The sequence below is a fragment of the Paenibacillus sp. FSL H8-0548 genome, from assembly GCF_038630985.1.
In the GTDB taxonomy this organism is placed as follows: Bacteria; Bacillota; Bacilli; order Paenibacillales; family Paenibacillaceae; genus Pristimantibacillus.
Window position 1 is genome coordinate 128,149 of the sequence record NZ_CP152049.1, and the last position, 11,373, is coordinate 139,521.

General features: G+C 46.0%; 12 protein-coding genes and 1 riboswitch. Of the genes, 5 read left to right on the plus strand and 7 right to left on the minus strand.

Annotated elements, in window-relative coordinates; translation table 11 throughout:
* The first annotated feature begins 10 nt into the window (after positions 1-10).
* Positions 11-799, plus strand: a complete 789-nt coding sequence (locus MHI37_RS00625) for an NAD(P)H-binding protein (RefSeq protein WP_256710585.1) — start codon at positions 11-13, stop codon at positions 797-799.
* A gap of 7 nt (positions 800-806) precedes the next feature.
* A complete protein-coding gene (rluF, locus tag MHI37_RS00630) occupies positions 807-1,508 on the plus strand; it encodes a 23S rRNA pseudouridine(2604) synthase RluF (protein WP_076337841.1) in 702 nt (233 codons plus the stop codon).
* Positions 1,509-1,602: 94 nt separating this feature from the next.
* Here the strand turns inward: rluF and MHI37_RS00635 are convergent, their stop codons facing one another.
* Positions 1,603-2,445, minus strand: coding sequence for a flagellar motor protein MotB (locus MHI37_RS00635; protein ID WP_076337842.1), 843 nt, complete (start codon positions 2,443-2,445; stop codon positions 1,603-1,605).
* A complete protein-coding gene (gene motA, locus MHI37_RS00640) occupies positions 2,429-3,229 on the minus strand; it encodes a flagellar motor stator protein MotA (RefSeq protein WP_076337888.1) in 801 nt (266 codons plus the stop codon). The genes MHI37_RS00635 and motA overlap by 17 nt, the downstream gene beginning before the upstream one ends.
* 182 nt (positions 3,230-3,411) lie before the next feature.
* Between motA and MHI37_RS00645 the strand changes: the two genes are divergently transcribed.
* Both MHI37_RS00645 and MHI37_RS00650 read left to right on the plus strand, forming a co-directional pair.
* The gene (locus MHI37_RS00645) at positions 3,412-3,705 is read left to right on the plus strand and encodes a hypothetical protein (RefSeq protein WP_076337843.1); all 294 of its coding nucleotides are present in this window, start codon (positions 3,412-3,414) and stop codon (positions 3,703-3,705) included.
* A 133-nt stretch (positions 3,706-3,838) separates the two neighbouring features.
* Positions 3,839-5,074: an EAL domain-containing protein gene (locus tag MHI37_RS00650; protein WP_083676359.1), complete on the plus strand. Its 1,236-nt coding sequence runs from the start codon at positions 3,839-3,841 to the stop codon at positions 5,072-5,074.
* Here the strand turns inward: MHI37_RS00650 and MHI37_RS00655 are convergent.
* Positions 5,062-5,592, minus strand: a complete 531-nt coding sequence (locus MHI37_RS00655; RefSeq protein ID WP_083676360.1) for a GNAT family N-acetyltransferase — start codon at positions 5,590-5,592, stop codon at positions 5,062-5,064. The two genes, MHI37_RS00650 and MHI37_RS00655, sit on opposite strands and share 13 nt — an antisense overlap.
* Positions 5,593-5,708: 116 nt before the next feature.
* On the opposite strand from MHI37_RS00655, the gene MHI37_RS00660 reads away from it, so the two are divergent.
* The gene (locus MHI37_RS00660; RefSeq protein WP_076337844.1) at positions 5,709-6,977 is read left to right on the plus strand and encodes an MFS transporter; all 1,269 of its coding nucleotides are present in this window, start codon (positions 5,709-5,711) and stop codon (positions 6,975-6,977) included.
* A gap of 321 nt (positions 6,978-7,298) precedes the next feature.
* Here MHI37_RS00660 and MHI37_RS00665 read toward each other — a convergent pair whose 3' ends face one another.
* The 4 genes from MHI37_RS00665 to MHI37_RS00680 form a co-directional block, all read right to left on the minus strand.
* Positions 7,299-8,642: a deoxyribodipyrimidine photo-lyase gene (locus MHI37_RS00665; RefSeq protein ID WP_076337845.1), complete on the minus strand. Its 1,344-nt coding sequence runs from the start codon at positions 8,640-8,642 to the stop codon at positions 7,299-7,301.
* Positions 8,643-8,785: 143 nt separating this feature from the next.
* Positions 8,786-9,262, minus strand: coding sequence for a C40 family peptidase (locus tag MHI37_RS00670; RefSeq protein ID WP_256710587.1), 477 nt, complete (start codon positions 9,260-9,262; stop codon positions 8,786-8,788).
* Between the two features lie 3 nt (positions 9,263-9,265).
* A riboswitch (cyclic di-AMP (ydaO/yuaA leader) is annotated at positions 9,266-9,419 on the minus strand.
* Positions 9,420-9,839: 420 nt separating this feature from the next.
* Positions 9,840-10,427 (minus strand): hypothetical protein, encoded by a 588-nt coding sequence (locus MHI37_RS00675; RefSeq protein WP_076337846.1) that lies wholly within the window; start codon positions 10,425-10,427, stop codon positions 9,840-9,842.
* A 133-nt stretch (positions 10,428-10,560) separates the two neighbouring features.
* Positions 10,561-11,373, minus strand: coding sequence for a hypothetical protein (locus MHI37_RS00680; protein ID WP_256710588.1), 813 nt, complete (start codon positions 11,371-11,373; stop codon positions 10,561-10,563).

The following is an 11,373-nucleotide window of genomic DNA, read 5'->3' on the forward strand; positions in this document are numbered from 1 at the left end:
GAAGTGGTCTATGATGCAAGCTGTAAGCAACAAGAAGAGTACTCTGAAGAGCAGCAATCCTTCTAATGGTTCGGAGGGCTTTACCACCTTGCTGGTAGGGGCAACGGGTCTCATTGGCATCGCTTTGCTGGAGCAGTTGATTCGAGATCCTGCTGTGCTTAAAATCACCGTTGTCTCCAGACGACCGATAGAAGCTGCGAGGCTCGGCAGTCCAAGTGAACTCACTAAGCTGCATCTGATCGTTGCATCCTTGGACGAGCTGGATCAGGTATTGGAGCACACAAACGCTGATGTTGTTTTTTGTACGCTTGGCACTACAATTAAGGCAGCCAAAACAAAAGAAGCCTTCCGTAAGGTAGACTATGAGTACCCGCTCACTTTGGCGCGGTTTGCGGAACGCACGCATGCCTCCTTATTTTCTGTGGTTACCGCTATGGGGGCCTCCTCGAGCTCAAGGGTGTTTTACAGCAGAGTGAAGGGCGAGCTGCAGGATGCCCTTGTTAAGCTGAGTATACCGCAAATTCAAATATTCCAGCCATCCCTGCTGCTTGGAGAGCGGGCTTTGTCCCGTCCCGGCGAGACTTTTGGTGCATGGATGTCGAAGGGCTTGCAATTTGCGATGGTGGGTCGCATGCGCAAGTATCGTCCAATTAAGGGCGAGGATGTGGCTCGTGCAATGCTTCATGCAGCAAGCCGAGCTATAAAGATGAAATCTGCAGACGCAGCGAGTACAACAGCAGGAATGCATTATTATCCATCGGACAAAATTGCCGAACTGGTAGTAAATACAACGGGGTGAAACAGCTTTGAGAATCAATAAGTTTATTAGTGAAACCGGATATTGCTCTAGACGAGAGGCAGATAAGCTGGTAGATAGCGGACGCGTTACGATTAACGGCGTGGCAGCACAGCTTGGAAGCCAGGCGGAGCTAGGGGATGACGTTCGTGTCGATGGGCATCGAATTGGCGAGCAGAAGCGTCATGTTTACATCGCACTCCATAAACCAGTCGGAATTACATGTACGACTGAGCTGCATATTAAAGGGAATATTGTCGATTACGTTGGTCATACGGAACGTATTTTTCCAATTGGAAGGCTGGATAAGGATTCAGAGGGTCTCATCCTTCTAACCAACGACGGTGATGTCGTTAATCCAATTCTTCGCTCCGAAGGCAAGCATGAGAAGGAGTATTTGGTAACGGTCGATAAACCGGCGACGGATGCTTTCTTAAAGGGAATGGCGAGCGGCGTTCATATTCTGGGCAGTATGACCTTGCCTTGCGTGGTGACGAGAGTTACGGACAGGGTATTCCGGATTATTTTAACAGAGGGTCGGAATCGTCAAATACGCAGAATGTGTGAAGTATTTGGCTATCATGTAAGAAAGCTGCAGCGGCAAAGAATTATGAACATTAAGCTTGGTGGACTGCAGGTTGGGAAATGGCGAGATCTAAGCGAAGAGGAAAAAACGGAGCTTTTTGGAATATTGAGCTATAAGCCAGTGTAGATGGAGATGGACGCGGCAATATAGGAAAACCCATTGGATTTGATCACATTGTGTGATCAATTCAATGGGTTTTCTTGAAATATAGGAAAGAATATCATTTCGCTACAGAGATCTTCTGTGGATTCGTAGCATCACTATAGGTATGCATAATGGAAACCTCGACGCGGCGATTTTTAGATTTACCTGCTGCGGTTTTGTTGTCAGCAACCGGACGATATTCTCCGAAGCCAATCGCACTAAAGCGTTCGGGCTTCAGCTGTTTGTTTTCAAGCAGAATATCCATAAATCGAATCGCCCGCATGGAGCTTAGATCCCAATTAGATTTGAAGAAAACAGTTGATATTGGCGTTGTGTCGGTATGGCCTGACACGACAACCTCGTAATCAGGATACTGCTGCAGCATCTTGCCAATAGCGACAGCAAGCTCTCGTGATTCAGGCTTAACATTCGCTTGCGCTGGAGCAAATAATGCATTGTCACTGATCGTGATCATAAGCTGGGAGAGATTGAGCTTCGTTTCAAGATCGCTGGTGAGGCCGTTTTTCTCAATATAGTTATCGATATTTTTCTTTAGCTCTTCTAGATTTTTTTGTTCTCTCTCCATAAGCTCTTCCATAGCTTTATCTGCTTGGGACAATTCCTTGTTTGGATCTTTGGCTTCCTCTTTCGAATCGATAATTCCGCCTGCTTCATCTTGTTTTTTTCCATCATCATCGCCACTTCTTACGATGCTTTTCTCAGTGAGGATGCCGCTGCCTGAGCTGAGTGCAATACTGAACGCGTTAGACATGTCCTCAAATTTCTTCACGTCAACAGAGTTCATGGAGTATAGCACGATAAATAGTGCCAAGAGCAGCGTGAGCAGGTCGGCGTAAGGAATGAGCCAGGATTCATCAACATGCTCCTCGTGTTCTTCGTGTCTATGCTTTCTGCTCAACGGCTCCTTCCTCCTTCTCCTTCATCTTCGCTCTCTCTGTAGGTGTAAGGAAAACAGACAGCTTCTGATTAATAGCGATTGTGGAAACGCCGGATTGAATGGAAAGCAGGCCTTCAACCATCATGAGTCGAATTTGAATTTCTTTCTTAGACATACGTTTTAGCTTATTGGCAATTGGATGCCAGAGAACATAACCTGTAAAGATACCAAGAAGTGTAGCAATAAAAGCTCCCGCGATTGCATGGGCAAGCTTGTTCATGTCGCTCATATCCGCAAGTGCAGCAACAAGGCCAACAACCGCGCCGAGTACACCGAGCGTAGGAGCATAGGTGCCTGCTTGCGTGAAAATAAGCGCGCCCGCCTTGTGACGATCCTCAGTTGCAGCAATATCTTCCAATAAAACGTCACGAACGAAATCCTGGTCATTTCCGTCAATAATCATACGCATGCCATTGCGAAGGAACGCATCTTCTATTTCATCAACCTTCGCTTCAAGGGCGAGTAGTCCCTCGCGGCGCGTAATGGATGCCCATTCCATGAAGCGCTGAATTAACTCATCGCGTTGCGGCAGTGTTTGCTCTGTGAAAACCATTTTAAACAGCTTGCCCACCTTGGCGAGCTCTTGCATCGGGAAGGCTATCATGATAGCAGCAACCGTACCTAAAATGATGATCATATAAGCAGCTGGATTTAGAAGAGATGACAGGTGCGCTCCCTTTAAAACCATGCCTCCGAGTACAGCGACTAATCCTAGCACAAGACCAATAATTGTTGAATTTTTCATCATACACCCCGTCCAATACATTTTCGACATTTCTCTACTTCTTTTATTATCGTCAAATGGGTATTCTGAAGTTAGAGTAAAAGGAACGATTTGAAGGCAAACACGTTAAAAATTAATAAAATGAGGTAGAATAGTAGAGAGATATGTACAAAAAATGACGACGATAAAGGTGGTATATACGAATGGGCGTTAGACATGCTAGAGAATATGCGGATATTTTGAAGGATTTTACAGCAGCAGTAGCGGAAATTGAGGATAGCTATACTTTTTTTGAAATGGAGCCTGAGGAATGGTCGGTGCTGCCTGCCGAGGATCGTCATGAAGTGATGGAGGCGCTAGCGGACGATGTTTTTTTCGGCTTGGGTGAGGATCCCGTTATAGGGGTGGGAAGCGGTACCATTACGTACAATAGCAAGCATCATGTCATTGAGGTTTCGCAGGGTGAGAAGGTTACGCAAATTATTAGGCTGATCTAATGTAGACGGATTATTTCCAGCGGGAGGATAGGGGCTAATACCGTATCTTTACATTTCATAGCTACTCTATTACAATGTTCTTTAATATACGTGATATATAAACTAACATACATGTGACATAGAGGAGAGCGCTATGAAGAAGTGCCAATCATCGCTGCAGCTTCCGAAAGGGCTTGATTTAAACGGTGAAACGCTAGCCGCATTTTATCAGCCCATTATAGCGATGGATACAAGACGGATTATAGGGTATGAGGTGCTTGGAAGGGCAGTTAAACATAACTCTGTTCGCAGCCTCGGTCCTTTTTTCTGCAATGAACAGGTCCCGGAAGAGGATCATATTATTGTAGATCGGATACTGCGTGAGCAGGCATTCTCCAAGCTATCGTTAATGGAAGAGCAACCGATGCTCTTTATTAATTTAAAGCCGTCTTGGATCTATCGTTATGAGGAAAACGGAGAGCTTTACACATTGTCCTTGCTTGATAAATATGGAATTAATCCGAAGCGAATTGTCATTGAGATTACAGAAGAAAGCTTTTCAGGTTCCACGGAGAAGCTTCGAGCCGTAGTGGATATCTACAGGGCGAGAGGCTGTATGATTGCGATTGACGATGTCGGCAGCGGCTTTAGCGATACAGACCGCATTGCGCAAATTCAGCCTAATTTACTTAAAATCGATATTCATATGATTAAGAAGAGTGCAACGCATGACGGTTATTTTGGCGTGTTAAGCTCTTTCTCTGATCTAGCGGAGCAAGTAGGAGCGTCATTGCTTGTCGAGGGTGTAGAGACGAGGGAGGATCTGGTTCGCTCTATACAATTAGGGGCTCGTTATGTGCAGGGATTTATGTTTGCGCGAGCAGAGCCTGACTTTCTTGCGCCGGATTGCTTTGCAACGATCGTTGAGGCTGAGCTTGAGCAGCATTTGCATCATTATTTAGGAAGCGAGCGCTATTGGCAAAGCCAATTCGAGAGTCTAGCCGAGCAGCTTGTGAAAACCGCTTCAAGGGTGCGATTCACCGAGCATAGTGGTGAATGGCTCGAGGCACTGCTGCCCGAGCTTTATCATGATTGTATCCGAGTATATTTATGTAACGAGGATGGTATTCAGTTATCATCCAACTATTACCGCGATGCGGATATGAGCTGGCAACGTGAAGAGCAGTATCGCGGTGCGAACTGGAGCTGGCGCCCTTACTTTGTTCCTAATCTGGTACAGTTAAACGAGAATCGACGTGCCATTATTTCTAGAGCGTATACGGATTTGGATTCACCAGCTTGGATCCGGACCGTGTCCGTCTTGATTGCACCGGGACTTATTTTATTTATGGATCAAAAGGATACGGAGCGAGGGGCTCAGCCTCTATGATGCTCAGATGGCTCATATACCATGCAGTAGCAGTCGGAGCAGAGGTCTGACTTCGGATGAGGATAGGTATCCGCAATATGAAAGCCAGCCTGTTCATAAGTTCGCACGGCTCGCGTATTCCAAGTGAGCACTTCTAAATCGATTTCATTTTCTGGCGCACGCCGCCGGGCTTCCGCTACGATAAGCCTTGTGAAAGCGGGCCCTAGGCCTTGTCCGCAAAGCGCAGGAATTATTCCGAGTCCAAGCCTTGTTACGCCTGCTATAGGGAAAAATTGAGCATAACCAATCAGCTGCTGCTGATTGTCAATAACGGCTGTATATTGCGCTGCACGCAGGACGGGATCGCCAAACTCGATTCCGTCCTTTTGCATATGCTCCCAAGCGGGCCAATTATAAATATGATACGGGGATTCGTATGTCCAGCTGCATATTTCCTGTGCATGCAGGGGATTCATTGGACATATGGTCATTTCGAGCGGATTTCGTTTATAATGTTTGGAGCCTTGATGATTTGTCATGGGGTAAATACCTCCGCTTGGATATGGCTTCCTATCAGATGAACGACAATTGAAACAGGTTTATTATATCAGATTGGCGCAAGGTGAATGTGCGAAAAATAAGGAGAAGCTTAGATATGAAAAAGTTAATTTGGCTTGGCTGCTTGTCTTATTTAGTTATTGGGGTTGCCCATGTGGTAGGCGGGTCTATCCTAGAGCAGCTAATTGCTCATTACGGCCTAACCTATAAAGATGGCGGCCAATGGATTATGAATCAATTTCTTGGTTTTTTAGTCGGTGTGCTGCTGGCGCCGTCCATTACGGCGAGAATGGGCAAGAGGGGAGCTGTGCTGCTTGCTATTGGCATACTGGCGCTTAGCGAAGCGGCTTATAGCTTGCTGCTTCCATGGAGCTGGATGCTTGCGATTGCCCCGCTTGCTGGACTCGGATTTGGGATGACGGAAGCAGTGGTTGGCGCCATGATTATCGATATGGCGAAGAACGGGAAGGCCTCGGCAATGAGTAAGCTGGAAACCTTCTTTGGGGTTGGCGCCTTATTAATCCCGATTGCGGCTGCGTATTTGATCAAAAATAACATATGGCAGGTTTCATTCCCTATACTTGCGGCTATGGCAGCCATTATATTTGTAATGTGGCTGACGATGTCCTTCGGGGAGCTGGATGATCAGCTCAGCGTTAGCTCACGCTCTACTTCGGAGCAAGGGAAAAGTGCGGCAGCTCAGAGATTACCAAGTGCTGAGGGGGCACAAACCTCTGCTTTTTTCGGTTATCCGCGCAAAGCATTGCCTTTTTTACTCCTATCGGCATTGTTTTTTATGCTTTATGTAGGCATGGAAATGAGCTTCTCAAATTACCTGCCATCGATTCTTATTTCCCGCTCGGGAGTAGGGGAGTCTAGTGCTGCTGCTGTACTTAGCTTGTTCTGGGGTACGATGGTGCTGGGCCGCATATTCGCTGGCGTATTGGCTGAACGTATGGGATATTCGCGATATTTGTTGATCGCAACGGCAGGAGCTTCCATTATTTTTATTTTAATGGCTGTCTTAGGGCAACTAAGCTGGATGCTCGTACTGGTTGCGTTAAGCGGATTGTTCTTCGCTGGTATATTCGGAATTGCACTAGTCTACGCTAATGAGCTTATTCCGGGCATGACTGAGCGGACAACGAGCCTGCTGGTCGCTTTCGGCGGGCTTGGAGGAGCTATTTTTCCACGCTTAACCGGCTGGTTTATGGATCAATATAATGTTGAGTCTACATTATGGTATATAAGCGCACTCGTTGTGCTGATGCTTTTACTTTTAGCTGCTATGCTGGTTCTAGGAAGAAGACAAGTGCTGCGAAGAATGGCCATAGGGGCAGAAGAAAACAAAGCCTATATAAGTTGAACTAAACATTTGCGTTTTGGTCGCTGCGCGAGAAGTTCATTCTTACGATCGCTGTTGCAGCCAGATTCTTTGATTTCCTAAAACATTTAAAGGTAAGAATAAGGCCGCAAAGGCGAACACTTCGTTTCTCCATAACAATCTTCTCGCTTCGCTATAACTTCATTTTGTTAAATTCAACTTATATAGGTTCTTATTTTTTCATATTTATGTGAAAAACCTCCACAACTGCTGTTTCAAAGCTGCTGTGGAGGTTTTATTATTATTATAGATCTAAAATCAAGGCTTCTAACCAAATGACTGCGTTACATTCATTGAAGTTAATTACTTGAGTATCGTTTTGTATACCTCAATGGCTCTAGAGCGAGATGCTTTTAAATCTACGATAGCGCCGCTTTGTGGCTGATGTATCTCTTTATCAGACAGATGAGCCAAATGAGGCAGCCAGCGCCGGATGTAGCTGCCGCTGGGATCATGCGTTTGCGACTGAAGTGCTGGATTCATAATTCGGAAATAAGGCGCAGCATCGTAGCCGAGCGAAGAGCACCATAGCCAGCCTCCGCGGTTAAGTGTATTGTCATAATCGCTGAGATGATGACGGAAATGCTGCTCCCCGAGCGTAAAGGGGCAGAGCAGGTTTTTGGTTAAGAACATCGCTACAACCATTCGCAAGCGATTTGGCAGTTCTCCTGTACGGCTTAACTGGGTCATTGCGGCATCGATAATCGGAATACCTGTTGCAGCGGAAGTCCATGCTTCAAAATGCTTATCTGACAAGGCAGACAGATCTGTTTGCTGCTCGTACCTGAAATAATCATCATTATACATGGCTTGATACAAATAGAAATCTCTCCATGCAAGCTGGCGATGCCATGCTTCAGCTCCGGGCAAGCCCTGTGTTTGCTCATAAGCGTGACGCGACGAGATCGCGCCTGTATTCAAGAAGCGAGCGAGCCCGCTCGTAAGCTCCTCTGCAAAGGAATCACGGCTATCTGCATAGGAAGCAAGACGTTCACGCATGAAGCGATCGAGCCTCAGCAGCGATTTGGGCAATCCCTCAACGTTCGTACCGCCCAGTGCAGAGGATATGGAATTAGGCAGCTCAAACTGCTGTGCAATAGTGCTGTTCAATTCTTTTACAGTTGAAAGCTGCTGTATCGTTGTTTCGCCCATCGGACTATAGCATTGCAGCATAAAGCTGCTCCACATCCGGTAGAAGGGGGTAAACACCTTGTAGGTCTCTTGTCGACGCGCGAATGCTGGGAAAGCCTCGAGATCAGCAAGTGCTGCATCTGCAAGGGGCATCCAGCGACGCCCTAGACTACGAGTAACCTGCTGCAACTGCTCGTCCCGCTTACGGGCATAAGGCGTGTAGTCTGCATGGACCACAACCTCGTCAATGGGGTGGGCTTGCAGAAGCGCCTCTGTTATTAAGGCAGGGTCCCCATAGAGCACATGAAGCTCCCTGTCCTCGTTAAAATAGCTGTGCAGCAAAGATGCGGCCTGTGCCATGAAATTTCTGCCGCTATGGCTGGTTAGCCTGCCTCCGCCGATTAAAATGGGATCTATGATGAGCAAATGAATGCCGGGCGTATCCTTTTTCTTTAAATAGTCAAATGCCCGCAAATCTGCAGTACGCAAATCTTTGCGATGAATGAATAAGTACATCAAGCAGTGCTCCTTTCAGATATCGCGAAAAGCTTGGGATGAAACAGCAAAGCCGCATGTCATTTGTCGTTTCAGGACAAAAAACTGCGGCTTTGCTGAATGAGCCTACCTATAAAGTCCTTACTGCGAAGGGCCAGGTTACTCTATTTTTCGTTAGCAAATGCTTCGAAAGACTCATCATTCATGACACGACGAGCAGTCACAAAACGAGTTTCATAATAGGAAGAGTTCAGTTTGTCTGTTACAACACCTCTGCTCGAGGATGAATGAGCAAACTTACCGTCTCCAATGTAAATGCCAACGTGGGATACACTGCTATTGTTGCCACCAACGGTGTCAAAAAACACAAGATCTCCCGGAATTAGATCAGTCTTATCGACCTTCGTGCCTGCTTTGGATTGCGCAACGGAAGTACGTGGAAGCTCGATGCCCATTTTAGTGAACACATAGCTTGTAAATCCAGAGCAATCAAAGCCTTTCGACGATGTTCCACCGCTCTTGTACGGGGTACCAATCACACCATCGATAAATCCGTTCAGTTTTGAATCTGCGAACGCGCTTCCCGCTTGAAAAGCAAGAAGGAGTACGAGACCCATTAGTAATGCGGTAACCTTTTTCAATTGTGAAGCTCCTTCCAAGGCCGACGAGGTTAGCTGTGGGGTTCGGTTGAAGGCTCCCTATGATTCCTCAGACGCTGCAAAATGGATCAGACATCGGAATCAATTCACCCAAAGTGGTTCCCCCGTTTCCCCATAGGGAATTAGGCTGTTTTTTTACTGCTGTTGAGAATTATTCGATTATTTTCAATCATCTCCTGCTTTTACTGGCAAATTCTAATAATTCTCATGTAAACTTTTGGCTTATTCATTCATTAATCCGTGTTTACTGTAATAAAACCGTTGTTAGTAGTACTTTCTAACCAAATGAATGAACTCAATTTCATTTATTATGTGGATATCGTGTAAAATATACCGATTTGTCCCTTTGGGAGCATATCGCTGGACCAAGTCTAGCGGCCTATAAACGGCGGTGTTGTAACCTTTTTTGCAAAAGATTAAAAATATCTCATATGTATAAATACCTATTTCGCTAGCCGCAAGCGAAGTGCAAATAGAACAAGGAAGCTGTTCATAAGAACGGCTTCCTTGTTCAACGCAGAGTAGCTATTTTAAAATATAGGAAGTATAAGTTTCTTCATTATTTCGCAGTAATGACTTTTTCTGAGATGATCTGCGGATCCCCGTTTTTTTGCTCCATCCAGAACTGCAGCCTGTATTTGCCTGCATATTTAAAATCATAGGTGATGACCTTTGAGCTGAACCAAAACGTATCCTTCTCAACGAATTCTTTAAAGTCATTATCCTTTTGATTGCGGCTGTCAATGACAGTTTCTTTATCGTTCGGATCGACAATCATCACCTTGAAGCTATCTATCTCAAGATTTAAGTTATCGATTTGTGCCTGCACTAGAAACTTCTGAGTCGTGCCCTTATCGACTTGACCAAACATTGTACGCTTCTCGTTCATCAGAAACATATGAACATTAGGCTTCTGAATAATAAGCCTCTTCTCACTGCTTTTCCACTGGATAAAAGCCTGCAGAGGCTCACTAAGAGAGCGAATATTGATATAGATCTTATCATCCACCAGCAATCCATCGTCTGCCTGCAGCTTATTATTATTATAAAGGATGGTTACCTTCTGAAATAGTTTGTCCGCGGCAACTAATGAGCCGCCTGATAGGAGCAACGCCATCGATATTATAATGAGTTTTTTACGCATCATTTCTATATCCCCCAATTATCATTTTCTGTCAACTATTTATACATAAATTCCAACAATTAGTTGCGGTAAATAAGAAATAAAAAAGCCCCTCGCGACCACATCATTGTGGAGGAGGGGCCGTGCATGAAGTTATTCATTTCGATTGCAGGTATTCATACTGCGCTGCTATCGTCCATACTTTCATTAATGTACGAACGAGATGATAGCCTTGATGCAGAATGAGTGCGAACAATCCGGTCCAAAGCATGGATACGCTGGTGACGACAATGCCAGCAGCTGCGCCCAATCCCCACATAATAAGCGACAGTGCTGCATAGGAGAGAAAGTTACGCAGAGCGAGCCATAAGGAGCGGAAGACGCCCTCGCCAGAGGCTGCGCCAAGCTGCATCGATAGAAACAGCAGGTGCAGCACCGTCCCCCATATGAGCCATAGTGCTGCTCCGGGCAGTACCGTTTGCATAAGCTCCGGCACGGAGCTGCTCTGAAGCAGAGACTCGAGCGCGCGCGGCAGCAGCCACCAGGCTGGGGCCAGCGAGAGAATAGATTCTACCCAGTAAAGAAGAACAACGGGCTTCCATGCTTTGCGAATCCCTTCCAGAAAGCGCGTTCCTCCGTCAGATCTCGTCTGTTTTAGCGAGTAGAATAGACCTGCGTTAAATAGAGGAGTGAGCACCATTCGAATGAGCAGCAGGCTGCCGAGCGTCCAAACGTAGGGAGAGATGAGATCGGTCTTCAGCAGTTGAAACTGGGCTTCGGTAACGAAAAGCTGTGCTGCAACGTCAGAAGGGTAAGCGCTTGGATAACGACGCAGCAGCGGCGAAACGATCGAATCGATGAATCGATAGAGGAAGAAGCCCCAAAGCAGCTGATATAGAAACAATATAATTACAAGGTAAAAATGTTTAACTGTGAGTCGCCAGCCTTGCTTCAAATGTATCTTCATCAT

What these genes read in the sequence shown, in the direction of transcription:
- MHI37_RS00645 (WP_076337843.1), top strand. Translation starts at nt 3,412, where the DNA reads ATGGGCGTTAGACATGCTAGAGAATATGCGGATATTTTGAAGGATTTT.
- motA (WP_076337888.1), bottom strand. Translation starts at nt 3,229, where the DNA reads ATGAAAAATTCAACAATTATTGGTCTTGTGCTAGGATTAGTCGCTGTA.
- MHI37_RS00665 (WP_076337845.1), bottom strand. Translation starts at nt 8,642, where the DNA reads ATGTACTTATTCATTCATCGCAAAGATTTGCGTACTGCAGATTTGCGG.
- MHI37_RS00660 (WP_076337844.1), top strand. Translation starts at nt 5,709, where the DNA reads ATGAAAAAGTTAATTTGGCTTGGCTGCTTGTCTTATTTAGTTATTGGG.
- MHI37_RS00680 (WP_256710588.1), bottom strand. Translation starts at nt 11,373, where the DNA reads ATGATGAAGATACATTTGAAGCAAGGCTGGCGACTCACAGTTAAACAT.
- MHI37_RS00625 (WP_256710585.1), top strand. Translation starts at nt 11, where the DNA reads ATGATGCAAGCTGTAAGCAACAAGAAGAGTACTCTGAAGAGCAGCAAT.
- MHI37_RS00655 (WP_083676360.1), bottom strand. Translation starts at nt 5,592, where the DNA reads ATGACAAATCATCAAGGCTCCAAACATTATAAACGAAATCCGCTCGAA.
- MHI37_RS00675 (WP_076337846.1), bottom strand. Translation starts at nt 10,427, where the DNA reads ATGATGCGTAAAAAACTCATTATAATATCGATGGCGTTGCTCCTATCA.
- MHI37_RS00650 (WP_083676359.1), top strand. Translation starts at nt 3,839, where the DNA reads ATGAAGAAGTGCCAATCATCGCTGCAGCTTCCGAAAGGGCTTGATTTA.